This window comes from Alicyclobacillus fastidiosus (genome assembly GCF_026651875.1).
Lineage (GTDB): Bacteria > Bacillota > Bacilli > Alicyclobacillales > Alicyclobacillaceae > Alicyclobacillus > Alicyclobacillus fastidiosus.
Map to the genome: position 1 here is coordinate 1,188,349 of NZ_CP104067.1, position 24,587 is coordinate 1,212,935.

A 24,587-nucleotide genomic window follows, 5' to 3' on the forward strand; every position below is an offset into this window, starting at 1 on the left:
TCCCCCCATATGGATACCTATTCCACATCCAAAGAGTGTAATCCTTGTAAATCCTTATTGAACTATACTGCCCGAGAGTCCCATTAGGACCGGTTTTGCTGATTGTATGTTCATGCATTACCTTAACGAATCGCTTCTGGGACATTTGCCCCAAAGTTCAATTGGATTTATCACATAAGACCACATCAAGGACGTTTTGAATTTGTTCAGGACTTGCAATACTGTGGTTAACTGACAAGAAGGATAGGAGAGTAATCGGTCTGTCTGTTTGACTCGCTGCAAACACCTTGTGATGCCCATCAAGAAGATAGTGTGCAAGACACCAGTGAGTATCAATATCCGATGTTAGGTCTCCAAAATCTGGTTCAGGTGACCTAATGTCGAGTACAGAAATTGCAAGGGCTGTAGGTTGGTCACCACCGATTAACCGTTCCTGATATTCTTGTACGACATCTTCATCGAGCCAATGCGGTGGAAACAATGGAACTATAAACTCGAAAAACAGCGACTTGTTTGGAATAGGTCTGGTAAGCGTTCGATAGTATTTTGTTCTTGGGTAATTTGGTAAGCCGTAATAACGATTCAAACCCCACAATGTAACTTGTTCGTGAGAAAAGTAATCATTTGGCTCGTTTGGCGTAACCAATAACGGAAAAACACGATGTAGTCCTACGTGGTAATCACCCACAGGCATGACCGTTGAAACTGCCATGGTCAACTCGTCAGTTAAGTCCGTTAGTCCAGACCTCAATTCATTGGGAACATATGCGTGGAAATCCCGATTGGGAGCCGTCCCGTTACTCTCAAATAGAAACTCACATGTGTCACATGTCGGACCGATTTCGTAAGCCTTGGTGCCGTTGATGTGCAATTCCCGCACCCATCTCTTAGGCGTTAGGATATTGACGGTTGAGTTACTGGATTTAATTTTTTTTTGCATAGCCTGCAATAACATACCGTCACACTCCCAGTATCGACACTACAACATGAATCACTCTGTCGCTAGTCTGCCCGTTAGCTGCGTAACGAGTCGTTTATGGATGGTTACGGAGCACCTGGATACGGGTCAAAAAGCATGATGTGACCGCACTCACTACAGGTGCGATTAATCACATCCAGTTGTCCATCAAGTACTTTCCGTTGTCCGAGAAAGACCTTGCGTTCGTAAAATAACTCATTTCCACAAGCTGAGCATTTAATCGGACGCCCATTGACTTCGTGTTTTTTTGGTTCGTGTTCAGCCAACATCCACACCGCATTTCTAATTATTTTAAGTAATCCAAGGAGAACCTCTGTTGCATTTATCTGCCCGATAGCGACAGAATTATCGCACTCGTCAGCGACTGTTTATTTATGCTGACTTAAGAAAACACTCAAGTCACCAGCTATTTCAAAGGGTATTTCTTTGCTTCCTTCTTTCGAGAATCCATCCAATTCAATGTCTGGATGATTAAAATCAAGCAACGTGGAATCCCCAAACACTTGTTTTATTGGAGCGTAAAAAGTGAACTGTGTGGATTGCCCTTTATCCAAAGTAACTATGGATTGGTTTGTCCTACCTTTAATTTGAAAGGGATTCGACTCGTGTCCATTTTGAAGTTTTATTGGATAGTCTAGATATAAAGAAAGGTGAGTTAATTCCATGGGCGATGTACTCATTATTTGAATCGTATATGTTTCTGCACCATTCATCGATTGCTGATTAAGCAATTTGAAGTGAACATCTTTATCATCAAATATCTGCGGTGTGGTTGAACACCCTGATACTACCCCGAACAACATCGCACTACACAAGAACAAACCAAGTTTCTTCAATTCTGTTCTCCTTCCAATTTTACACTCAGATACATAATACACCCTTCGTTAGAGCACTTACGTCATGAAACGAAACAATGGCTGTTTTGTCGCTCTTCTGCCCAATAGTGCCATAAAGCCTGTTGATCCGTCGCTGTATGTTCATACAGCGTGAAGCAGCAGAGCTTATAGAATTTACGCCCCCGTTGTTCAATAACCACACTACTAGACGAATGAGAACTGTCCGTACTACGAGGATTGCCAGGTTGCTCTTTGTCAGAGAACCACTTGCACACTCCTGCTCAGATGTACAACAACAAAAGTGTTTATAAATAGAACATCCCTAATCGCTTGAACGCCGAATAACCGGTCCAATAAAAGGTTAATATCATACAGATAAATCCTTAGGAGTGTACAATCGATGGGAAACATGATGGCTGTGAGCGGCTCTGGCTCGCAATCCGGAACGACTCAAAAAACACTTGGCCAGTATTTGTTCGATTGCCTGAAGCTGGAGGGCATTACTGAAATTTTTGGTGTCCCCGGAGACTATAATTTTACACTGCTAGATACGCTGGAACGGTATAACGGCATCCGGTTTATCAATGGACGGAACGAACTGAACTCGGGCTATGCGGCGGATGGCTACGCAAGAATCAAAGGCATAGCCGCTCTTATTACGACCTTTGGAGTAGGGGAACTCAGTGCCTGCAATGCAATAGCTGGTGCCAACAGCGAGAATGTGCCGATGATTCACATTGTGGGGGCGCCTCCTGAGAAGGATCAAAAGGAGCACAAGCTGATGCACCACACTCTAATGGACGGAAATTTTAATGTCTTTCGAACAGTGTATGAGCAGATTACGGCTTATACCGCAGTGCTCACGCCGGAAAACGCCGAGATTGTAATTCCGACCGCGATTCGCATTGCGAAGGAAAAGAAAAAGCCGGTATACCTGGTTGTAGCCGATGATTTAGTGACCAAGCCGATCAACATCCGGAAAGAGCCGGAACCGACACGTCCAACGTCCAGCCTGAAAACCCTTCAGGCAGCAGCAGATCATGTCCGCCAACTACTGGAGCGTGCCCACCGCCCGGTTATTCTAGTCGACCTCAAAACGATGCGTTTCGGCCTTCAGACAGCGGTTCGCCAGCTGGCCGACGCCATGAACGTTCCTGTTGTGACGATGATGTCAGGCAAGGGAGCATTCGACGAGACCCATCCCAACTATATCGGAATGTATGAAGGAGCTTTTGGTAGTTCCTTAGTTCAAAAGACGGTAGAAAATGCTGACTGTGTCATTGCGGTCGGCATGGTATGGTCAGACATTAACACCGCAACGTTCACCGCAAAGCTAAATCCGCTGGTAACGGTTAATATTCAACCGGACATGGTCAAGGTCGCTGAAGCGGAATATTCGAATGTATTGGCAGCCGACATGCTGCTTTCGGTACAGGGATTGGGGTACAGGGGCCAAGGAGTGCAAGGAAATGTGTCATTCCCGTACGACCAAATCACCGGCAGTGTTGACCAACCGCTGAATGCGGCCGGCTATTATCCCCGTTTTCAGCAGATGCTGAAAGAGGGCGATATTGTCATCGCCGAGACCGGATCGTTCTACTATGGGATGGCGCAGGTCAGACTGCCGCGCAATGTAACATATATTGCACAAGGAGGCTGGCAGTCAATCGGATACGCCACACCCTCAGCGTACGGTGCTAGTATCGCCGCGCCAGACCGTCGGGTGCTGCTTTTTACGGGGGACGGCTCCCTACAGCTCACAGCCCAGGAAATCAGCTCCATGCTCTATTATGGCTGTAAGCCCATTATCTTGGTTTTGAACAACGATGGTTATACCATCGAGAAATATTTGAATGTCAAAACAGAGATAAAGGATCAGCGATATAACCAAATCCCGCGCTGGTCTTACACCAAGCTCGCTGAAGTATTTGGAGGCGATGCGTTTAACATGACAGTCCGGACGAATGGAGAGCTTGATCGAGCTTTAACCCAAGCTGAAAAGGAACATGCCGGAAGACTCTGCATCATTGAAATGATCGCCAGCGATCCGATGGACGCACCCGAGTATATGGTCCGGATGCGCAGTTATATGGAGAAGCAGCAAAGTCAGAAATAGTCCCGATTAACAAGGGTGTTCCTGATATGATCTTTCAGGGGCATCCTTTTTTTGCGTTTGCAAATTAATTTAGTCATTGTCTCCAAAGTATTTGAGCAATCCGCGCCAGAACTAGATATATAATGATCTAAAAAATATGGGAATGTCTTAAACGGTCTATAATAGCCTTGGGCAGTCGTTTTTCTACAACTAACATAAAGGAGTTTCAATAAAAACCTCATTTAGTTATGATAAGGTTCTCCGAGTTCAAACCTCAAATGAATGTCATGACGTAAGCCTGGAAACTTATGTTCAATATATTGAAAGCAACTGGTCCTTCACTCGCCCCCTCCATTACCTAAAGAATTTGGGATGTTCTTATGGGACTAACCTGCCCACTAACGGCACAAGACATCGGTGCGAGAAAGTGTATATCCATGCACAAACGCATTCAAAAGCTTGTGGGGTATGGGGTTAATGCCCCCGTTGACTGACTCTTACTGTATTTACGCCCCAAGATCTATTTATCGGGCTAAGACGGTGACACAACTTTTGTCCACAGCACCTTAGCTCCGCCTTGGTTACCCTGAATCGCCATAATAACGAATCGCCAATCTTTCGGATTGACTGGTTTATTGGTACGTGCAGTAAATCTCGCAGTGGCTTGAGTGGTGTTCACCACATTAAACCAGTTATTTGCAACTCTTGCCGTCTGAATGGGCTGAACCCCCAACGATTGTAATGAAGCATTTTCAACAGTAGGATTAAACCATCCACCGTATGCGAAGTTGTCGGCATTGTCAGTTTCTATATCACTAACGGTGGCTCCGTCTTTGTTTGTGACGATCAGGAATACCTCACAATCCTTCTGGTCATAGTTCTGGCTCCAGTCGGACACATTTACCCTAAACTGAGTTTGATACTGTGATTTTGGGGAGGACAGAAAGCTCGGACCGTTGTCGATGGCGAACGACACAGCATAATGGTTCGACTGAGGGTTATGATTCGGTGTAACGGAGCAACCACTTAAAGCAAGACAAGCAATCGTAATGCTTGGTATCAAACCTTTTTTCACTATTAATCACACGCCCTTCTCCATACGATTATTCAATGGCAAAGCGCCAAGTCCTTGGAGTGGCGGTATGTAGGGTGAGTTTGATATGTAGAATAGGCCCGGGCCGACCCACCTCCTTCAGGAGGTAGTTGGACGCCCGAGCCCTTCCCCGAACCGGACTTGCGCCTTTCAACGCATCCGGCTCTCCATTTGAAGTAGTCTTAGGTTGCACATGGTTCGGTCTGACCCGTGACAATTCTGTTTCGCCGCCGCTGTTGTCGCCTATGGCAGGGCAGACATAAGGCTACGAAGTAGTCTGGTATGGATTCCTTATTACCCCACACATCTCCTGCAATTCCGGGCCAATAATCAACGTATACGTTGCGTGCCGTCAGTTTACAAGCACACACCGCGCATCGCTCATTCTGCCGATTCATCACAGATTGCCGGTAATACACCCAATTTTCCGGTAGTCCGTACAATCTCGCTATGTATCTGGCTCGCTGGACTTTCATCGTTGCTCGAAGTTTACGGTTCCCATCAAGCCATTCTCGGTCTTCAGAAACATATGGATTCCTTTGAGAGCATTTATCCGGATACTCTATCTTGTAGAACCCAAACTTATCGAGCATGTGTACATTTCCATCGCTGTCCTTGAACCCAAAGTGTTTCGCTGTGGATTTTCTGTGGTATGGAAGGTTGGCGGCTTCGTTGTAGCGGTGTTGGTTCCGTCTAGCCACAACGCCCGGCGGCTCTCTTGTTCTTTGTTTGAGTCGTTGGAACACTAACCACCACAGATAAGAGTCGAGGGTCAGAAAGGTATCTTTTGAATTCCCTCGTCGGAAGTACTCCGCGAAGCCTCGGATTTTTCGGTTCAACGTGGCGACAACTGCCGGACCTGGGGCCATCCAGAATGCCCGCGAATCTTTGGCCATCATTCGCTTGAATCGCTGAATTGACTTACGGCTCGGTTTAACGAGTACTCGCTCTTGCCCCTGCCGTTTCCATCGTCGGATGTTGAATCCGAGGAAATCAAGACCGGCATCTGCATGAGTTATCAGTGTCTTTTCTGCAGACAGCTGAAGCCGAAGTTTTTCATTTAAGAACTGAGCAACTTCTTCTTTCAGTATCTCGGCGTGTTCTTTGCTCCTGCAGAGAATCACTGCATCGTCTGCGTATCTCACGATGTAGCAGGGAATTTGCGCTTTTCGTCGTTCGCGAGGCGACAGGTATTCGTATTTGTTTGCAATGAATTCGTCCAGTTCATTCAGATACACATTCCCAAGCAACGGGCTCACAATGCCGCCCTGCGGTGTGCCGAGCTCTGTCTCTTCAAATTCTCCCTCGTAGACGAGGCCTGCTTTGAGCATGTTGCGGATGACCCGTATCAGACGGCGGTCGTGAACGTTCCGTCGTAAGATACTTAGCAGGATTTCATGGTCTACGTTGTCGAAGAATCCTTTAATGTCGAGTTCAATCACCCAGCAGTAGCGGTGCCGACCGATGAGAAAGCGAATGCGTTCAATGGCATGGTGGGTGCAACGGTATGGTCGGAACCCATAACTGTGTGGGTGCTGTTTGCCTTCGTAAATCGGCTCTAGAATGCTGCGGACAACATCTTGGGCCACGCGATCGACAATGGTTGGAATGCCAAGCGGCCTCTTTTCATGCGGCTTGTGGCTCTTCGGGATGTACACCCTCCGGACTGGACTCGATGCGTACAGTCGGAGTGCTTGTTTCACATCTTCCCGAAGCTTTTGCCAAGCCTCTTGTGTGGCATAATCCCATTTTGTCTTGTGGTCTACGCCGGCTGTTTGTGCACCCGAGTTTCTCAGTACTCTCGCAATGGAGAGATCAATCCAGACATTCCATCTCAGTAAGTGATGCAGTCTTGAGAATGGTCGTTGTGCCAAAGACCTGCGTGCAAGGCGCGCTTGTGTTTCGAATCTCTTTCTCTCCTGTGCGGAGGATTGAGTGATGGTAGAAATCGCAATCACTCCCTTATGGGGGAGCCCTACTTTACTCACGCGCACCTACTTCAAACTGGAACCCTTCGCCATGTAATGGTCATTATCCATCTCGGACTACTACGATTCCTCCGTCCCGTTGCATTCACTTCAACGTAGCTGTCCATCCTGTTTGGGACGAATGTAACGGTTCCCATGTTCGCTATGCGTTGTCTCGCTGCCTTAGGTCGCCACTATACGCGGGGAAGATTCAGGGAGTTGCACCTCTATACTGACCCTGACCACCGGAGAGTCCGGGTCGGGACACCAAGTTCAAGGGTGCCACGCTCATTCCAACCACTCGTATCATCCGACGATTTCGAGTGTTGCAGTTGACCACGCTTCAGACATGGCTTCGCTTTCGCTGACCATAGCAGTTCTTCGAGGCTAGCCCCGCATCTTGGGAGGTCGATTCTCCCTCACGGGTACATTGTTAGATGGGCTTCACACCCTGGGCTTGCTCAAACCCAACGCATGCCATCCTAGCCTTGGCGGGATGAGGTACCCGCCAACCGCACTGTTGCGGCTTCAATACATAGCGCCTCATGGCGCACTGAACTATCCTGCCCTGATGTTTAATAAAATAGAACTGCGCTTAGATGTATGTTCATACAGTTTACGCCGCAGTGCTATGGAATGCATGCCCCTTTAGTTTGACAAGTTCCGCAATAAATCACCAATTCAAATCCTAAAATGGGATCTGAACACAAAAGGGCGGGAGGAACGTGCATGGAGAGCATTGTGAATTACTATCAAATGATTGATGAGGGTTCAAGGTTCTCAAGAAATTCCAGACGAATTGAATTTCTAACAAGTACTTATGTCTTAAATCAGATTTTACCGCAACGTGCAAAAATACTCGATGTAGGTGCGGGAACTGGGGTTTACTCGTTCTATTATGCGGAAAGAGGACATAAGGTTACGGCAGTTGATATTACTCCTAAACACATCGACGAAATCAAAAACAGAAGTGATGAAACTAAGTTAGAAGTCAAGGCTTATGTTGAAAATGCAACTGATTTGAGCCGATTTGAATCCGAAACATTTGATTGTGTAATGTGTTTTGGTCCGCTCTATCACATTATAGATGATACCGAACGGGATAAATGCTTGAAAGAATGCTTACGGGTATTGAAAAGCAGTGGACATCTGGCTATTGCGTATATAAATAAATACTCCATAATACCTATGCTGACCACAAGAACCCCACAATTCATCCGCCCAAGTGTTGTCAATAAGGTAATTAACAACGGTGTCATTTTAGATGGGGATGAGGATTGCTTCTGGACAGACGCATATTTTACAAGCCCTAAAGAAATCGAAGGACTTTTGATGAACTACGGTGTGCGTACTGTTGATCACGTTGGAACCGATGGCATCAGCCACACGATACAGGATTCCATCGATAACTTGGGGGAAAATGAGTTTAATACCTGGTTGGATTATCATTTTCAAACTTGTAGAGAAAGAAGCATATTGGGGATCAGTTCACACGGTTTATACATTTGCCAAAAGAACTAATAGCGTTTGACCATGCCACGGACACTTTACGTCCGTGGTCTTTTATTAAACTATCCTGCCCCTAAGCGACATTACAGCATCCGTCATTGGACTGAATAACCATGCACCCAGCGATGGATGAGCTTTTTCAATTCTCGCCCCTTTAACTGAAATAGCCTCTCGGCATTTGGTTTTTATTGGTCTCTCAAGGTTTTGGACCTAGAGAGATTTTCATTTGCCCCCACGTTCCCTCCATATGCCGAGGGTACTGAATTGGAAATTCAAATACGAATTCGGAACAAATTATGCTGGAACATCAAATAACACTTGACTTTTTGGAATCATCCCAATAATCACCGAGAAGGGCTTAGCCGTCCTATCTCATCCATATTGGGGTTGTGTTATGTTACCTATCCTTCGGTCTCACCAACAGTATCAATCGTTCATTGAGGAACGTCTTCGCCTGCACTACTCGAATGGCTCACTGTTGTTCATCGCCAAAGACTGGGCGCTCGTAGCAAAATTTTGGGTCACAGATCTCTCTGACACCTTCCAGTGCGTCAAAGGTACTTACTCGTGTCGTGGTCCCCAATCCATTGACCCTGCGAACCTACTCCGTTCCTACCTTCTCATGCTTGAGGTTGGAGAACCATCCATCACGAAGTGGGTGAACCAGCTCCGCCGCTGCCCGTTATACGCTATCCTCAGTGGTTTTGAGTATGGTCACACCCCGGGCGTAGGTACGTTCTACGATTTCTTTGGGCGGCTATGGAATCACGTTTCTCCCAACATTGCATCTAGGCGAAGACTTAGTCGAAAGAAACCCAAGAGAGGAAAAAAGGGAGAAAAGGCGCCCACTACCAATCCAAAGAGAATTGCCAAACTCATATCTCAATTGCAAAGACGTACAGCCATTCGTTCACAGCCTTTTGACGTGCTGCTTCGCCTCTTCCAACAACAATTTCTCTCTGTCTCCTCTTCACTTGGTTTGTTAGGAAATGTACATGCCCTGTCCATCGCTGGTGACGGTATGCCCGTGCAAACAGCAGCCCAGATTCGTAGCAAGCGAATTTGTTCCTGTCGTGACCAGGGAAAAAATCAGTGCTCCTGTCATCGCCAGTTCTCACAACCAGACTGCGACATGGGCTGGGACAGCTACCGAAATAAGTTTTACTTCGGCTACCACTTATACAGCCTTGTCGCTGCGGATAGCCCTTACGACCTACCGATTTACCCTAGGCTACAAAGGGCTTCCCGACACGATGCCACATCTTGGGTCGTGAGTGCCCGTGAGTTCAAGGCATACTTCCGAGAATACACCTGGGACAGAGTTCTTCTTGACGCTGCACATGATGCCATGGCGATTTACGAGTATCTAAGGTCACAAAAGATTACACCGTTCATCGACATGAATCAGCGCAACACGGGCAACAAGAAATACAAAGACGATATGATGATCTCTCGAAATGGGGTTCCGATTTGCAAGAAAGGGCTGGAGATGAGAGACCGTGGATACGACAGCTCAAGAGCCCGTCGCAAATATCACTGTCCGCTTGTCGTAAAGGGAGTGGTGACATGTGACACGCCATGCTCCGTTTCACCTTACGGAAGATGTGTCCACACATACACCAAGGATAATCCCCGCTTGTTTCCACCCGTCGCTCGCAACAGCAACGAGTGGACCAATATCTACAAACGCAGAACCACCTGCGAACGCAGCAACAAGCGAGCAAAAGAGGATTACCACCTCGAAGCCGCCAAGCATCGCAGCACCATGATGTGGACCATCCGGGTCTATGGCATTGAAATGTGTCAACACATTGACGCTTGGTACCAAGAGAGCAACCTGGACCTAAAGCCAATGCTCTTGTCAGCTTGAGAACACCCCAATCATACCATCTCCAGCGATGACTTTTTAACTCAACTTTCGCAGAGTGAAATGTGTAGCTAGCCCTTGTGGCGTAAAGACTTGAACGGATTAGAATATTAGCGTTGACAAATCAAAAGCACCACTTCCTTTGGTATAGTAAATGCGACCAAACACTACCATACCGGAAGAGGTGCTCTCCTATATGATAGGTTATGAGACGGAAAACAACAATCAATTGCCTGTCGAAATTCGTCCTGCCTTTCAAGAACTAAAGGTCCTTAAGCATCTGCGTAATGCTGGCATCACCAAGAGGTTTGGGGTTGCGTGTTCCTACCTATTCCAGCTTGTGTTTGTGCTCATCTTCCATCATCGAAACTGGTTTCAATTTCTTGATAGCGCAAAGTCAGAATCATATCCTGGCAAGGATGCTGTGTACCGTTTTCTCAATCATGCCGGATTTGCATGGCGACGCTTTCTCCTATTGCTCAGTGTGGAGGCCGTGAACAAAACCAGTTCGTTAACATCTGACAAGCGTGTCAGCGTATTCGTTGTCGATGACTCCATGTATGAGCGGAACAGGAGTAAGTGCGTGGAACTCTTGGCTCGATTCAAAGACCATGCACGGAATTGCTACTACAAGGGATTTCGTATGTTGACGTTAGGCTGGTCTGACGGTCATACATTCGTCCCAGTGGACTTTTCTCTCCTCAGTTCCGTCAAGTCGCAGATTCAAGGCTTGGGTCAATCGATTGATAAACGCACTCACGGATACAAACGCAGAATGGAATCACTTCTCCCGGCCCCAGATATCATCCCTGCCATGATTGACCGTGCTCTGTCTGCTGGAATGAATGCCTCGTACGTATTGATGGACAGTTGGTTCACGCACGCTCCGTTGATTCAAGCCGTGCTGGATAGGGGACTGGACGTCATCGGAATGGTCAAGGCGGACAACAAACGATATTTACTCGACGGACGGTGCCTGTCCTTGCAAGAGCTGTACTACGCTGCTACGCCCGTTCAAAGTACGAAGAAAGGAATCTTAAGGTCCATACATACTCAACTGCGCCCAGGCATCCCGATCAAAATGGTGTTCGTTCGTCACCGAACCAACAAGAAGGAATGGCTGGCTATCCTGTCTACAGATACGACGCTGACGGTCGAGAAAATCGTACAGATTTACGGCATTCGATGGGACATTGAAGTGTTCTTCAAATGCACAAAATCATTACTGCGTCTGCAGAAAGAGTTTCAAGGACGTTCCTATGACATGCTCATCAGCCACACGACGATTGTCTTTTCACGGTATATTCTGTTAGCTTGGCAGCACCGCCAGAGCACGGACAACCGTACATTGGGGAATCTATTTCTAATGCTCTGCGACGAAGTGAGCGAACTGGACTGGGCCATCGCATTGAGCCAATTGGTTGAACTTGTAAATGATGTTTCCAAGAAGGCAGGCAAACGACTCTCGAAACTGATTCGCAGTCAACTACAGCGGTGGATCGACGGTTTACCCAGCTATATCAAGGCATATCTCCCTGTTTTGGCCTGCGAAAGTTGAGTTTTTAAAAATCCCATCGTCATCGCTTTGTTTGCTATACCCTTTTTCAAGGAACCTTGTCGAACAACCATGAAGCCGATGGTTACCAGTTCATTTCTGGAAATTCATCTGGTTCATGTAATTTTCTAACCATCCAATACCGAGAGGCTATTGAACAAGGCTCTAACCTTTTGGTGCTGCAACTCGTAATTTGTACATGCCGAACAACACCTACAGTGAATATCGGTCGGTGGTTGACACCTATTGAAACGAGTTGGCCACCTTTATAAGTTGCTGCTCATTTAAATCGGGTGCTGTGTCTGTCTGTTTATTCTTGGATGACGGTACATACGCTGTACTTACTACACGTTCCGCCTCATGGGGACAAATGCCGCCGAAGAATTGCCGTCTGAAAGAATTGCATACCGAGTATATCTACCCTTCCCGCTGCCAAATGAGCACTGAAAAACAATAACTCCAAGTGGTAACTAGAGGGGACAAACTGGATGACTCACACTGATTAGCCGTCAGGAAAATGCGTGGATTAGCGAAATGTATGAGCAAAGACAGTAAATTCATTCGAAAGCTGAAATATTCATGCCTATCCAAAACTATGGTGTCATTCGTGGGCAAGTTGTACGGTACACGCCCGGCTCAACCCAGTCTCCCCACTTCATAATTATTTTGGCGGACAACAGCAATCAAGAGTATCAAGTTGATGTCAACGTGCTATCGCAGGACGGATCGGAAGTGTTGTACTATGCAAACGAGAATTTCCAGATGTTTCACACCGCTGGAGAGTAACGCAAATTCCGATGCTCTGGATTATCTAAGGGAGTCCCTGTTTGACACCTCCGCGATGAAACCTTTGCCCATGGATGGGCCTTCACAAAACGATCTCGACGCGTTCATCGGTACCGTTGCCTCATCCGCTCAAACGGAAAACGCGTCCGTCTTCGCGTTCGGTCAATATTTTAATGATAAATCGCGTTCCGATGCACAGGATCGGCGTGAAAACCTGCCAACACAAGGGATTCATGATATTCACATGAACCAGGGAAATGCTTCCCCGTACGAAAGGGATAACGGAACGTACCAAGATGGCGGCCTATTGGTTTACTTCCCCAAGGATCAACGATGGGTTGCTACGTTCCTTGCCTTCCAAACGCAGGCGTTTCAGACGGACGATCAAGGAAACCCAACTGGACCCTCCTGGGCAGACCAACATGGCGGAGAGACAATGGAATAAGGTTGAACAGTGTGTAATAATTAGGGAATGGGTTTAATCAAGAACCATCAATTAGAACCGGGGCACATAACTAAACAAAACGCGCTCACCCGTAATGGATGGCGTGTTTTGTTATTTCACTGCAACTTTTTCTTCAAGCTGGCCGATTTTCGCGCTCTGCCAGTCCAAACGTTTATCGACGAGTGCAGCTGCACCCTCCATGCCTTTGATGTCAGATCGCATGTTAGACATTTCTTGTTTGACGTCGGACACCATCGCATTAGTTTTACCGACCACACCAATCAAGTCCGCAACCATCTTTTCCATGCGGTCAAAGCGTTCATTCATGCGCTTCTCCATTTGTTGCAACTGCTCATCCACGTTCGATCAACTCCTGGACATATGATAACACGTCTCTTGCGTATGAACTCACCAACTTTGCACACAATAATTGGCGTAGGGAGGCTGATGTGTAATGGAGATGACCTATTAGGGATTCACAATACCGCAGCAGACTTACGGAGAGAGACCGCTTCGGCGGTCTTTTCTCATTTATTCGCTCGGTAGTCCGTCACACAGCTTATCGATGCGTCTCTACAGAGGAATGCCACACCGATGAAATAAGCGATGCAGCGTCTTTAGGGAATGTATCACCTATAGCCGAATAACCCTTAAGCATTCCAACAAACAATTTATCCTCAGGACCCAGTGCCTTTTGAATAAAATCACGAATTACAGAATGAGCATAAATGGATTTAACTATCCATACACATTGCTGTATTTGAATGGCTTCTCCTTGGTACTTTATAACTTCTACAACCCGGTCATGACGTTGACGACTACTACCTGCATCCAATTCATAACTGACAACAAAAATCCTCATCGCTTCACCGACCATCATCCGATTAAATTAAATGGCATGTAAAAAGCACCTCCCAGGAGAGATGCTCTAAGTTAAGTTTGGTTGCGGGAGCAGGACTTGAACCTGCGACCTTCGGGTTATGAGCCCGACGAGCTGCCAACTGCTCCATCCCGCGTTGTATGAGCCATTATATAACCAGTATACCCATTTCGGTCAAACGGATTACGTCTGTGATGTACCGCATCCACACGCTATTTTCGTCTTGCTCCACCACAGTTAAGTCGTTCTCAAGTCTACTGATGAGATCAAACACCACGTCCGAAGGCATTTAGGTTATATCGCGCTGTTTTCCTGTAATAATCCACTCCCAACGGGGTAACTTCAGCATTGTTCAAAATCACCTTAACGGGATGTGTAACCTGTTCTATTACGACGTATCGGGCGCCTATCATATATCCGTTTCGCTCAAGTTCCAGTGAAGTAATTACCAGATCGTACTCTGAAATACCAAGGGATTTTGCTGTTACAAAGTTGCGTTCCCCTGGTGCTTTGCTCATCTCTTCAACAAGTTGTTTAACCACTCTGTATGGTTCAAAGGCCACATCCATCACTCTCTCTATACGGTCAGAATTTTATGAATATTAATCTTGTGGACACCTAGTACTGAGCGAGTGATGGTTCCGGTATACGGTCTAATGTAAAAGGTTGAGCGTCAATAAAAAGTTGCTTAAAGATACTCGTATTCACCATTGTACAAGAGTGGCCATGTCGAAATCTGGAGAACGGAGGAACGCAAATAAAAACACCGCCTGGCGCCCAAAGTTCCCTCGATAACATCGAAGAGGCCGTTGACCAACGGCATTCGGATTGTCCTTCTCTGTAACGCATTTACACAGGTTTCAATTTGTGGTATTATAAATCCGATACCGAATGCATTCTTTTGATACATGAGCCGTTCTCTTTGGCCCTTGGGTCAGAGGAACGGCTTTTCTGGTAAATTGAAGTGTGCTGTAATAGCACCGCATGGAGGAATTACTTTGCAACAAGGAACAGTGAAATGGTTTAACGGTGACAAAGGCTTTGGTTTCATTTCTGTTGAAGGCGGCGACGATGTATTCGTACACTTCAGCGCTATTCAATCCAACGGTTTCAGAACACTTGATGAAGGCCAACGCGTAGAATTCGACGTTACTGATGGTCCAAAAGGCCCACAAGCGGCTAACGTAGTCGTTATACGCTAAACAAGTACAGTGGTGCTCATGCGGATTCCGTTCTGCATGGGCTTTTTACTTTTGGGCAGAAAGAGGGTAGTGGATTGTACTTCAATAATAGAAGACCTGCCACTGAGCCTGTCTACGCCGACACTGTTATCTGGCAGTGCTCAGAGTGTAACTGTTGGTCCAGGAAAGAGTTTGTTAGCGACGATAACCCCAAATGTCCGATGTGCAACAGCAAAATGCATGAAGAAACAAAAAAGATTCGTATTGAGTAAATCAATTGCGTGATCAAAAGATCACGTGGGTTGAGCCATTTATTTTGCCTAAACCATCTACATTTGCATCCATATTTGCGTGTGTTCTGATGATACATGCCACTTCCATAAAGTCGCGGTCAGCACGGTCCAGGGAAATGTACAATCTTTCAAAGACAAACCCCGACTGTGTTAGCCGAGGCCACCCATATTCTTAATGACATCCACCAGTTCCCTAATCGTTTGTCCGTGTTGGTCAACAACGTCCCTCAATTTATCCATCTGTCTAAACAGATACTCGTCGTTCTTGTTATGAACCGTACAAGTTGACCGGAACACCGTTCAGAGTAGAAGGCGGTTTTTTTTGTGCCTTTCGCAAGCGGTGCCGCACCGAGAAATTGCACACCTGTCCACTGGTAAATGTCGTGGGCTGACTTGTCTACGCACTCATACGATGCATGAGATGTGAGACAAGGAGGTCAGTTTGTTATGGCAAATGTCCGACATGTACCCCAACGCACCCCGAAAACACACATCGTTGACACCTCTGACATCGCAGATGCGACGTCATTCGGTTGGTCCTCGACCAACTGGTCTGGATACGCCATTGCCAGTGACGTAAACGGAACCTACAAGAGTGTCGCGGCGTCGTGGAATGTTCCGACGGTAAAGGCCTCGTCAGGCACGCAGACGAGCTCCTGGTGGGGATGGCTCGGGCGATGGTTCGCGTCGCTGTTCGGCGTCGGTCCCTCGTCTTCCGACGCGTATTCGGCGACCTGGATTGGAATCGATGGATTTACGAATAGCAACCTGATTCAGGCCGGCACCGCTCAAAATATCGTCAACGGCTCACCTCAGTATTACGCGTGGTGGGAAATCCTCCCCGCTGCAGAGTCGGAGATCAGTCCCGTCGAGTACCCGGTGTCAGGCTCAGATGCGATGACCAGCACCATCGCACAGCAGGGCGATGGCACGTGGCAAATCGTCCTTCACAACCAGACGCGAGGCTGGACGTTCATCAAAAGCGGCATCCAGTACACGGGTCCGCAGACGTCAGTCGAATGGATTGAGGAGGCGCCGGAGGTGAATGGGACGGTGACCGCACTCGCCAATTACGGCGAAGTGTCCTTTCACAATGTCACCGTCAATGGCGCAAACCCGTACTTGCAACTGAGCGCGGCTGGAATTATGGTCCAGAATAATCAGCAGGTATCGACGCCATCGGCCCCAGGCCCCAGCGGTAACGACTTCAATATTCAAGACGGTGCGGCACAGCCGCCTGCTCCAACTGCATGACGGCCGTTTGTCTATCGCGAAGTCCTTTTGAGCCCCTCTGCGCTTGCGAGGGGCTTAAAAGCGACCACGCACCTTGCATCCGCAAAGTGGTTTCCTGCATGATAGGTACGGGACAGAGAACAGGCGGAGGTGCGTAAGCGTGCAGAAAATGAAGGCCGTTGGGCTGTATCGGTATCTACCTATTGAAGACGAAGAGAGCCTCATCGATGTCGAAGTTGAAATTCCGGTTCCGACCGGTCGGGACATTTTGGTGGAAGTCAAGGCCATCTCAGTCAACCCGGTGGATACCAAAGTGAGATCCCCGAAGGATAAAGTAGAGCCAGAATTGAAGATCCTCGGGTGGGATGTCGCTGGGGTCGTCGCATCGGTAGGCCCCGATTGCACGCTGTTTCAACCAGGAGATAGCGTGTTCTATGCGGGAAGTATCACGCGGCAGGGAGGGAACTCCTCCTTTCACTTGGTGGACGAGCGCATTGTCGGCCGCATGCCAAGTCGTCTGAGCTTTGCCGAGGCTGCGGCGTTGCCCCTCACGTCCATCACGGCTTGGGAAGGCTTATACGACCGCCTTGGCGTTTCCGACGACCCCGCTGTCAATCGAGACAAACGCATCCTCATTGTGGGTGCGGCGGGTGGCGTCGGATCGATTGCGACACAATTGGCCAAACTAACAGGGCTGACGGTCATTGGGACGGCCTCGCGAAGCGCCTCGGAACAGTGGGTGAAAGACCATGGTGCAGACTTTGTCATCAACCATTACGAGCCGTTTGTTCCGCAACTGAAGGCACTGAATCTCGACCACGTGGACTACATCTTCTGTCTCAATGCCACCGATGACCATTGGAGAAAGATGGCCGATGCCCTCGCGCCACAAGGAGTTATCTGCTCGATTGTCGAGACGAAAGCGCCACTAGATCTCAACTTGCTCAAGAGCAAGAGCGGTACATATGCGTGGGAGTACATGTTCACACGAGCGATGTACGAGACAGACGACATGATAGAGCAACATCACCTTCTCAATCAGTTGGCTGACCTCGTCGACGCGGGTCGCGTAAAAACCACGCTCACGGAGGTGCTGTCGCCTATCCACGCGGCAAACCTGCGCAAGGCGCACGCGATGATCGAGTCGGGATCGACGATTGGGAAAATCGTTTTAGAGAATTTTTCATGACGCCCGGCACCCGTGTGTGGCACAATTTGAGTCTGGTGAAAAATCATAGGAAACAGTGGTATAAACGTTTCAAAGCCTGACAATACTGCTGTTAGCATCACGAGACACAGAAGAGCCCGGAACGCATTCTATGCCATCCGGGCCCATCTGCGACATTCCACACGTCTAGGCTACACAAGGAATGGATTGTGTACAAGCCCGGATCATGATAAACTGCACGCAATTGGGTCTTAAAAAACACGGTAACAGTGGCAAACAAAGCACTAATACGTTTTCATTGCAGGAGGTTGTTCATTTGAACAAACAAGATTTGATTAACAAGACAGCAGAAAAGACTGGACTTACGAAAAAAGACAGTGAAGCGACGGTAAACGCGATTTTCGAAACCATCGAAGAAGCACTCGGTGCAGGTGAGAAGGTTCAAATCATTGGTTTTGGCACGTTTGAGACCCGCGCACGCGCCGCTCGTTCAGGTCGTAACCCACAGACGGGTGAAGTCATCGAAATCCCGGCTTCTACTGTACCGGCATTTAAACCGGGTAACAATCTGAAAGAAAAAGTAAAGTAATTAAGAAGTAAGTGCAAAGGGGGCACCCCGAACGTCATGGTCGATGACGGAGGGGTGCCCCCTTTCTAAGTTTCATGGCTTTTCGTGCCCGGCGAATGCGCCACCGGTCGGTCAGTACTTCACGACGTTGGCGGCCTGAGGCCCGTCTGAACTATCGATGATGGAAAAGCTCACGCGCTGCCCGTGCTCGAGAAATGGGCAGCCATTACAGATGGCGGTGGCGTGCACGAATACGTCGTTCCCGTCCTCAGCCTGAATGACCCCCAAACCCTTCTCGGAGTTAAACCACTTCACAGTCCCTTCGATCATCTGTCTGTCCCTCATTTGACGGAATTGTATGAGACTGAGTATATGACGAGTGAGCTGCAAAGGCTGTCGAAATATCTGTAATCGGATAAATCCCGTGTCAAGATTCCTCCTGAAAGCAATGCTGACACCTTCGTGTATATCCCGTCCACTTGATTCTCGATCCGCCCCTGTGCGCCGATGGGCCCATAAAAGAAGGGCAGCTCCGATGTCGTGTGTACATCGAAGCTGCCCCTTGGCGAAAACATAGCGTTTATGGCAACTGGTTGGCCGGTGAGGACGCCCAGTTGGACGGAATTTGGGTATTCGTCCAATCCTGCTTCGGCATGAACGACGCGTGGTGCTCGTCGAAGTACGCGTCGAGCATCTGTTTCGCGATGACGCCGGCGAGCGATGCACCGTAACCACCGCCAGGAATCATTACGGCCATCGCCACTTGTGGGTTGTTTAGCGGCGCATAGCAGATGAACACCGAGTTGTCCGTCTTTTGACCGTGAATCGTGATCTGGGCTGTACCGGTTTTCGCCGCCACTTGATAAGGCGAATTGTTGAACAGTCCGTTTGCCGTCGCGTCTTCTCCTCCGGTGGTCACGTCGTACATCGCCTGCCGGATGAGCGCGTAATCTTGCGCTGATCCACTTACCTGGCCCGTGACCTTGGTCTTGTACGTAGACACGGGTTTAGCGCCATTCGTTGGCGTGTCACTCGAGTTGTACACCTTATCTAGCAAGTGTGGCTGCAGTTTCTTGCCGTTGTTGGCCAACGTCATCGCGTACGTCGCCAATTGCATGGTCGTAAACTCTTGCGACTGCCCGATACCGCCCTCCGCCAAGCTCGCGGGTGTACCGTTGTTTGGGTATTCCCCGGTCTTCTTGATGGACGCCTCGCTCTGCTGGAGGTCATACGGGACGGTGAGCCCTTGTTGGGTGTCGTAAATGTAGAATTGTCCCCCGATTTCGTTCGGCAGGTCAATCCCGGTTTTCGGCCCTAAGCCAAAATCCCATTCGCCCTGGAAGAGCTCGTTAATTCCTTTTGCAAAGTCGGTGTTTAAGTAGTGTTGATAGCTTCCATCGCTCGGCGGATAACTGCCGCCGCTCGAGGCGCTGCTCCCGAACCACTTTCCGAGTTGCAACCCGACCTGATAGAAGAACACGTCACTGGAGACGGCGATGGCGCGAATGGGATCCAGTTCGCCGAACACCATGTTCATGTCCTCATTCAGCCGGGTTTTACCGATGTACAAAAGGCCGGCATCGTACAGTGTGGAGTCAGGCGACATCGCCCCTTGTTTGAAGGCGGTGAGCAGATTGGCAGGCTTCACGGTGGACCCTGGGTTCTGCCTATCTTGAATCGCGTAGTTTACCTCTGCACCCGAATTTAGATAATTTGCTTCGGCATTTGTAATCGGCTTGCCATCGGTAAACCAGTTGGGATTCAGATACGGGTAACTGACCATGGAAAGGACGCCGCCGGTTTTCACGTTGAGCATCACGGCGGACGCGTTGGTGATAATCCCCTGGTCGTTTTGCTGCTTGATCAGGTTCATGACGATATTTTGCGCATCCGCTTGGAGGTGGCCATCCAGGGTGAGCTGAATGTTGTCACCCGCGAGCGCAGGCGGTGCGGAACCGACGGTTTGAACCGCGCCTGTGGAGGGATCGACCGTGAGCATCTCGTCCCCGGCTTTACCTTGCAGCGTCGACTCGTACTCCTCTTCAATTCCGGTGACACCGACTTTTTGACTGATTAAATAGTGGTCTTTATCGACATAGGTGGACTTGTTCTGGGCGGTAATGCTGCCGACATACCCTAGCACTTGGCCCGCCAAGTCGCCTTCTGGGTACTGACGTTGATAGGTTTGCGTGATCTCGACATTCGGCAAATCGGAATTGTGCTCGACCACATATGCAATCTGACTCTCCGTCGCGTTCGTCGCCAGCGGAATCTGCAGGTCTGTCTTGTCGGTGGTCATCGTGTGATACAGCTTTTGTGGTGTCTCGTTTAACACCGGTGCCAACTGGTTGGCGATGTTGTGCAAGGTGTTTGACGGGATGGTTGTGAAGTTGTCCAACACGATGTTGTCGGATGGCGTGTCCCAGGCGAGAACCTGGCCGTTTGCGTCATAAATCCAACCGCGCTGCGGCGCTTCCGCCACTGTGACGAATTGCGTGTTCACCTCGGCGTTGCGAAACGTCGGGCCTTTGGCGATTTCGACGTACGCCGCGCGCAACACAAGGCCGGTGAACGACAAAAAAATAATCGAATACACGACGTTGATGCGGAGCATCTTTTTTATTGTTTTCGGCTTGTTATTCATCCAATCATACCTCGTCGTGGCACCTCGCGGGCGGGCTTGCCCCCGAAGAGCGGTCTTTTGCTCGTGTTAGAAAAGTGATTGAAACGCGATAAGTGGTTGGGTTTGGCGTCGACCAAGTGGAACGAGCACCTAGCACCTAGCACAAAACCCTCTATGATGCCTATTGTCCAGATTGCGACGACATACCCAGTGTCCGTTAAAAACGACCTTGTTTCAACGGGGAAATGATCTCAATCTATGTGAGCGTTGGAAATCGCTGTACACCTGTGGTGCAGATCTATCGCCAACTTGGTGAACGGCGACAGGTGAGTTGTCCTCTTCATTATAGCGACCCAAGCGAGCAGATGGGGGCGGAATCGACAAATCGAACTTTTTGTCGAAAAGCTCACGCCTTGACGCGGGGGGTTGCCGGATCGCAATTCGGTGTCTTCAGTTCCGTGACTTCCGCGAGTTTGAGCAGGTAATAACACTCCTCGCGCGCCATGTGGTCGGGAAGCAGCGGTTCGAGGGCGCCAAGCAGTTCGTGGGAGAGGCGCAGTTCTTCAAGTTCTCCGAGAAACTCGCAAAATAGTTTCATCTCGAGGCCGACGTCCAGGTTAAACTTCGAGAGCGCTGGGAACTGGTCTAACTGCGTGCGCAGGTACCCGGCGAATTCGACCGCCTTCAGGTAGAACGCCTCGAATTGTTTGCGAAATGCCTCGCTCTTGTGTGCGAAGTTCTGCTCGGTGGGATCGGCTTGTTGCGCGAGGGTCGCCGCGTGTCCGGACGCATCGTGGAGCCACAGCAGGTGATGGTGGACGGGATGAAGTGGCGGTGGCGTTTCACCTTCGCAGAGGCAAGCCAAAATGCGCAGATACTCTTCGATTTCGTTGACCATATGATTCAAAAACGTCGGCGGCAGGCTGGTCGAGATCTTGCCGACGAGATGCCGTTCGAGGAGATGAAGCTTGTATGCGCGCAACTTCGTGGCGTAGCGGCGAGCGCGCTGATTTAATGCAGAGAGGGATGGCGCCGAGACATCGCCCCGCGCCTCTTCGAGCAATGTATCGAAGCGAGCGATAAACGATTCTGCTCGGCGGATGTCCGATTCCTCTGTCGGGGCTAAGCTGGTGTGGATGAATCGGGCGTGATCGCCTAATATTTGCAGCCAGAATCGGTGTTCAAACAGAGCTAGTTTGACGTAGTCCATCTCTTTGGAGTCCCTCCATTCGTCGCATCAATGTATGACGGCGAGTCTAGGCTGGTGACTCGGTTGGCGTCGCGCGTGGGAAGGACGCGCGAGTAGGGAAAGAAACGGCATTGGCTGACCCGAGTGCCGATGGCGGACGTCGTTACAAAAGCTCGCTGCCGCGGAGCAGGGAAGCTTTTGTCTCCTCGACCAACTGGTGAACGAGTTCGGCCGCTGGGATCTCCCGACCCATGGCTGCACCTTGCCCGGCGAACAGCGACATGTAATCCGTGTCGCTTCGTTTAGCAGCCCAGTTGCGCAAAGGGCGCGTGAGGCTGTTTTGCATGGGATACGGTGGGATTTCGCCCGGAAACTCGCGGATCTCTTCCGTAAAATGATTGCGAATGGCACGTGCCACTTTGCCGGAGAATCCGTTGGTCAGTACCGTGTCTGACGCTCCACTCTCCACTACGGCCCGCTTGTATGCCGGGTGCGCACCACTTTCCTGCGCGACGAGAAAAGCGGTCCCGAGTTGAACCCCTGCAGCGCCGAGCATGAGACTTGCGGCGATTCCGCGCCCATCCATGATGCCGCCGGAGGCGATCACAGGAACGTGCAGTTGGTTCACGATTTGTGGGATGAGGGCCATCGTTCCGACGAGTGAGGTCTCCACTTGGTGGAGGAACGTTCCACGGTGGCCGCCCGCCTCGTACCCCTGAGCGACGACCGCATCGACACCGGACGCTTGGAGTGCGAAGGCCTCCTCGACGGTGGTCGCTGTGCCGACGACGGCCGTACCGCGGTTTTGCAATTCACGCACCACATCGCCGCCGAGTTGGCCGAACGTGAAGCTGAACACAGGTACCTCTTCTGCGAGGACGACCGCGAGTTGATCCTCGAAGGAGGGGATTTCGATAGCGCCAAATTGTGCTTCGCTTGCGGGGTGTATCTGCGAGAGGAACTGTTTCATAGGTGCGAGGTCGGGCACCGCCAGAGACGCGTCGGACGGGATGAATAAATTCACACCAAACGGCCTATCGGTGCGTCGCTTAATTTCGTGGATGGCCTCTCGGATGGCTTCCGGAGTCATGTACCCTGCGCCAAGTGATCCGAGCGCGCCGGAATTGGACACGGACGCGACGAGCGCTGGCGTCGTCGGACCGCCCGCCATCGGCGCTTGAATGATTGGAAACCGCGTTTGAATGAGCGTGCACAGTGGCGTGAACAAAGAGGACATCTGGAACACCTCCGTCAGGATGCAGTTCTCACTCGCGATGGTTGCGTTTGCAACAGCGATTAGGGGTGGATGGCAATTCGCTCATAGGCTTTACGCCTAGTGTAGCACACCGGTTCATTTGTCTCTTGCAACTCGCCTGTCGTGCTAGAATGGGAAGATAGGCTCGTAGGGATGGGCACGAACACAGGTGACGTTGCTTACAATGACCAAAAGCGCCGCACGGAGGATGACACCTTTGAGGCGTCGATCACAATCTAAAGCTGGAGGCGACAGCGGTTGAGGAGTACGTGGACGTTTCTCCACCCGTCAGAAGGACAGACGACACCCGATTGGTGGGGGCCTGGCAGAATTCGCATCCGCGAGCATTCGGATGGGCTACACCTCGAGAGCCCGTATCGCATTCGGGCGATGAGTTCGGCTGTCGTGGGCGGCGGACTTTGCGATGTGCGCCACCTGTTCAACTTTCAGGTGGAGTCGGACTATGCGAGAGTAGATCCGGCGAACGACCTCGTCGAGCGCCTTGTCAATCGCGGCATCCGCCCCGAGGATTCCCTCGCCCTGATGACTGCCGTGCGCGTCGCCGACGCGAGTTTTGTCAGTGCACAAGGCGACGGTTGGGAACTCCTCACGGTCGTCACGTGTGGATTTGGCAATGCGGCGAGTGTACAGGACGTCGACGAAATCGATGACGTGCGCGTCAAACGCACGATTGGCACCATCAACATCATCAGCGTCGTCCATGGCTGGTTGACAGACGGCGCCTTGGTGAACGCCGTGATGACCGCGACCGAGGCGAAAGCGTCTGCCCTGTCCGAGATGGGCATTCTCACGCGGTCGCACCAGCATCCGGCGACCGGGACGACGTCGGACGCCATCGTCATCGGTTCCGACCGCACGCCCGGTTGCACGCCCGTGGCGTACACCGGGCTTGCCACGCCATTCGGGCGAGCGCTGGCCAAGACGGTGTACCATGGGGTACTAGATTCTGGCGCGAAATACCGGGCCCGACTACTCGCGGCACAAACGCCCGCCGGGTACGCCCTGCGTCATATCGACCCATTGTGATGACAGGGAGGTCGTAGT

The 24,587-nt window shown here is 49.9% G+C and carries 21 protein-coding genes, 1 tRNA gene and 1 pseudogene; 11 read left to right on the forward strand and 12 right to left on the reverse strand.

What is annotated here, in order from left to right; all coding sequences use genetic code 11:
• Positions 1-157: 157 nt before the first annotated feature.
• Both NZD89_RS06085 and NZD89_RS06090 read right to left on the reverse strand, forming a co-directional pair.
• Entirely contained in the window at positions 158-955 is a 798-nt protein-coding gene (locus NZD89_RS06085; RefSeq protein WP_268006860.1) for a hypothetical protein, read from the reverse strand.
• A gap of 392 nt (positions 956-1,347) precedes the next feature.
• On the reverse strand, positions 1,348-1,815 hold the full coding sequence (locus NZD89_RS06090) for a hypothetical protein (protein WP_268006862.1): 468 nt from the start codon (positions 1,813-1,815) through the stop codon (positions 1,348-1,350).
• Positions 1,816-2,215: 400 nt separating this feature from the next.
• On the opposite strand from NZD89_RS06090, the gene NZD89_RS06095 reads away from it, so the two are divergent.
• Positions 2,216-3,931, forward strand: a complete 1,716-nt coding sequence (locus NZD89_RS06095) for an alpha-keto acid decarboxylase family protein (protein WP_268006863.1) — start codon at positions 2,216-2,218, stop codon at positions 3,929-3,931.
• 511 nt (positions 3,932-4,442) lie between these two features.
• On the opposite strand, the gene NZD89_RS06100 is transcribed toward NZD89_RS06095, so the two are convergent.
• On the reverse strand, positions 4,443-4,985 hold the full coding sequence (locus NZD89_RS06100) for a hypothetical protein (protein WP_268006864.1): 543 nt from the start codon (positions 4,983-4,985) through the stop codon (positions 4,443-4,445).
• 200 nt (positions 4,986-5,185) lie between these two features.
• A complete protein-coding gene (ltrA, locus tag NZD89_RS06105) occupies positions 5,186-6,991 on the reverse strand; it encodes a group II intron reverse transcriptase/maturase (protein ID WP_268005262.1) in 1,806 nt (601 codons plus the stop codon).
• Positions 6,992-7,699: 708 nt separating this feature from the next.
• On the opposite strand from ltrA, the gene NZD89_RS06110 reads away from it, so the two are divergent.
• The 4 genes and pseudogenes from NZD89_RS06110 to NZD89_RS06125 all read left to right on the forward strand — a co-directional run bounded on the left by NZD89_RS06110 (position 7,700) and on the right by NZD89_RS06125 (position 13,132).
• Positions 7,700-8,491, forward strand: coding sequence for a class I SAM-dependent methyltransferase (locus NZD89_RS06110; protein ID WP_268006865.1), 792 nt, complete (start codon positions 7,700-7,702; stop codon positions 8,489-8,491).
• 382 nt (positions 8,492-8,873) lie between these two features.
• Complete coding sequence (locus NZD89_RS06115) at positions 8,874-10,349, forward strand: transposase (protein ID WP_268006866.1); 1,476 nt, start codon at positions 8,874-8,876, stop codon at positions 10,347-10,349.
• Positions 10,350-10,542: 193 nt separating this feature from the next.
• On the forward strand, positions 10,543-11,904 hold the full coding sequence (locus tag NZD89_RS06120; RefSeq protein ID WP_268004608.1) for an IS4 family transposase: 1,362 nt from the start codon (positions 10,543-10,545) through the stop codon (positions 11,902-11,904).
• 576 nt (positions 11,905-12,480) lie between these two features.
• Positions 12,481-13,132: pseudogene (locus NZD89_RS06125) on the forward strand (DUF2278 family protein).
• Positions 13,133-13,243: 111 nt separating this feature from the next.
• On the opposite strand, the gene NZD89_RS06130 reads toward NZD89_RS06125, so the two are convergent.
• From NZD89_RS06130 to NZD89_RS06145, 4 genes are all read right to left on the reverse strand, one after another.
• Complete coding sequence (locus NZD89_RS06130; protein ID WP_268006867.1) at positions 13,244-13,492, reverse strand: hypothetical protein; 249 nt, start codon at positions 13,490-13,492, stop codon at positions 13,244-13,246.
• Between the two features lie 199 nt (positions 13,493-13,691).
• Positions 13,692-14,012, reverse strand: a complete 321-nt coding sequence (locus NZD89_RS06135) for a hypothetical protein (protein ID WP_268006868.1) — start codon at positions 14,010-14,012, stop codon at positions 13,692-13,694.
• 60 nt (positions 14,013-14,072) lie between these two features.
• Positions 14,073-14,148, reverse strand: a tRNA-Met gene (locus NZD89_RS06140).
• Positions 14,149-14,278: 130 nt separating this feature from the next.
• Positions 14,279-14,575: a hypothetical protein gene (locus tag NZD89_RS06145; RefSeq protein WP_268006869.1), complete on the reverse strand. Its 297-nt coding sequence runs from the start codon at positions 14,573-14,575 to the stop codon at positions 14,279-14,281.
• A gap of 435 nt (positions 14,576-15,010) precedes the next feature.
• Here NZD89_RS06145 and NZD89_RS06150 point away from each other — a divergent pair, with 435 nt between their 5' ends.
• The 5 genes from NZD89_RS06150 to hbs all read left to right on the forward strand — a co-directional run bounded on the left by NZD89_RS06150 (position 15,011) and on the right by hbs (position 18,476).
• Positions 15,011-15,214, forward strand: a complete 204-nt coding sequence (locus NZD89_RS06150) for a cold-shock protein (protein WP_268006870.1) — start codon at positions 15,011-15,013, stop codon at positions 15,212-15,214.
• Positions 15,215-15,288: 74 nt separating this feature from the next.
• On the forward strand, positions 15,289-15,465 hold the full coding sequence (locus tag NZD89_RS06155) for a cold-inducible protein YdjO-related protein (protein ID WP_268006871.1): 177 nt from the start codon (positions 15,289-15,291) through the stop codon (positions 15,463-15,465).
• A gap of 468 nt (positions 15,466-15,933) precedes the next feature.
• On the forward strand, positions 15,934-16,740 hold the full coding sequence (locus NZD89_RS06160) for a G1 family glutamic endopeptidase (protein WP_268006872.1): 807 nt from the start codon (positions 15,934-15,936) through the stop codon (positions 16,738-16,740).
• A 148-nt stretch (positions 16,741-16,888) separates the two neighbouring features.
• Entirely contained in the window at positions 16,889-17,908 is a 1,020-nt protein-coding gene (locus NZD89_RS06165; protein ID WP_268008405.1) for a zinc-binding alcohol dehydrogenase family protein, read from the forward strand.
• Positions 17,909-18,203: 295 nt separating this feature from the next.
• Positions 18,204-18,476 (forward strand): non-specific DNA-binding protein Hbs, encoded by a 273-nt coding sequence (hbs, locus tag NZD89_RS06170; RefSeq protein ID WP_268006873.1) that lies wholly within the window; start codon positions 18,204-18,206, stop codon positions 18,474-18,476.
• Between the two features lie 111 nt (positions 18,477-18,587).
• Here hbs and NZD89_RS06175 read toward each other — a convergent pair whose 3' ends face one another.
• From NZD89_RS06175 to NZD89_RS06190, 4 genes are all read right to left on the reverse strand, one after another.
• Positions 18,588-18,785 carry a cold-shock protein gene (locus NZD89_RS06175; RefSeq protein WP_268006874.1) on the reverse strand — a complete coding sequence of 66 codons (198 nt, stop codon included), beginning with the start codon at positions 18,783-18,785 and terminating at the stop codon, positions 18,588-18,590.
• Positions 18,786-19,035: 250 nt separating this feature from the next.
• Positions 19,036-21,099, reverse strand: a complete 2,064-nt coding sequence (locus tag NZD89_RS06180) for a peptidoglycan D,D-transpeptidase FtsI family protein (RefSeq protein WP_268006875.1) — start codon at positions 21,097-21,099, stop codon at positions 19,036-19,038.
• A gap of 385 nt (positions 21,100-21,484) precedes the next feature.
• Positions 21,485-22,288: a DUF2935 domain-containing protein gene (locus NZD89_RS06185; protein ID WP_268006876.1), complete on the reverse strand. Its 804-nt coding sequence runs from the start codon at positions 22,286-22,288 to the stop codon at positions 21,485-21,487.
• A gap of 142 nt (positions 22,289-22,430) precedes the next feature.
• Positions 22,431-23,504 carry an NAD(P)H-dependent flavin oxidoreductase gene (locus tag NZD89_RS06190; protein WP_268006877.1) on the reverse strand — a complete coding sequence of 358 codons (1,074 nt, stop codon included), beginning with the start codon at positions 23,502-23,504 and terminating at the stop codon, positions 22,431-22,433.
• A 276-nt stretch (positions 23,505-23,780) separates the two neighbouring features.
• Between NZD89_RS06190 and NZD89_RS06195 the strand changes: the two genes are divergently transcribed.
• Complete coding sequence (locus tag NZD89_RS06195; RefSeq protein WP_268006878.1) at positions 23,781-24,569, forward strand: adenosylcobinamide amidohydrolase; 789 nt, start codon at positions 23,781-23,783, stop codon at positions 24,567-24,569.
• Positions 24,570-24,587 lie beyond the last annotated feature (18 nt).

What these genes read in the sequence shown, in the direction of transcription:
- NZD89_RS06085 (WP_268006860.1), bottom strand. Translation starts at nt 955, where the DNA reads ATGTTATTGCAGGCTATGCAAAAAAAAATTAAATCCAGTAACTCAACC.
- NZD89_RS06095 (WP_268006863.1), top strand. Translation starts at nt 2,216, where the DNA reads ATGGGAAACATGATGGCTGTGAGCGGCTCTGGCTCGCAATCCGGAACG.
- NZD89_RS06110 (WP_268006865.1), top strand. Translation starts at nt 7,700, where the DNA reads ATGGAGAGCATTGTGAATTACTATCAAATGATTGATGAGGGTTCAAGG.
- NZD89_RS06115 (WP_268006866.1), top strand. Translation starts at nt 8,874, where the DNA reads ATGTTACCTATCCTTCGGTCTCACCAACAGTATCAATCGTTCATTGAG.
- NZD89_RS06120 (WP_268004608.1), top strand. Translation starts at nt 10,543, where the DNA reads ATGATAGGTTATGAGACGGAAAACAACAATCAATTGCCTGTCGAAATT.
- NZD89_RS06135 (WP_268006868.1), bottom strand. Translation starts at nt 14,012, where the DNA reads ATGATGGTCGGTGAAGCGATGAGGATTTTTGTTGTCAGTTATGAATTG.
- NZD89_RS06160 (WP_268006872.1), top strand. Translation starts at nt 15,934, where the DNA reads ATGGCAAATGTCCGACATGTACCCCAACGCACCCCGAAAACACACATC.
- NZD89_RS06165 (WP_268008405.1), top strand. Translation starts at nt 16,889, where the DNA reads ATGAAGGCCGTTGGGCTGTATCGGTATCTACCTATTGAAGACGAAGAG.
- NZD89_RS06175 (WP_268006874.1), bottom strand. Translation starts at nt 18,785, where the DNA reads ATGATCGAAGGGACTGTGAAGTGGTTTAACTCCGAGAAGGGTTTGGGG.
- NZD89_RS06180 (WP_268006875.1), bottom strand. Translation starts at nt 21,099, where the DNA reads ATGAATAACAAGCCGAAAACAATAAAAAAGATGCTCCGCATCAACGTC.
- NZD89_RS06185 (WP_268006876.1), bottom strand. Translation starts at nt 22,288, where the DNA reads ATGGACTACGTCAAACTAGCTCTGTTTGAACACCGATTCTGGCTGCAA.
- NZD89_RS06190 (WP_268006877.1), bottom strand. Translation starts at nt 23,504, where the DNA reads ATGTCCTCTTTGTTCACGCCACTGTGCACGCTCATTCAAACGCGGTTT.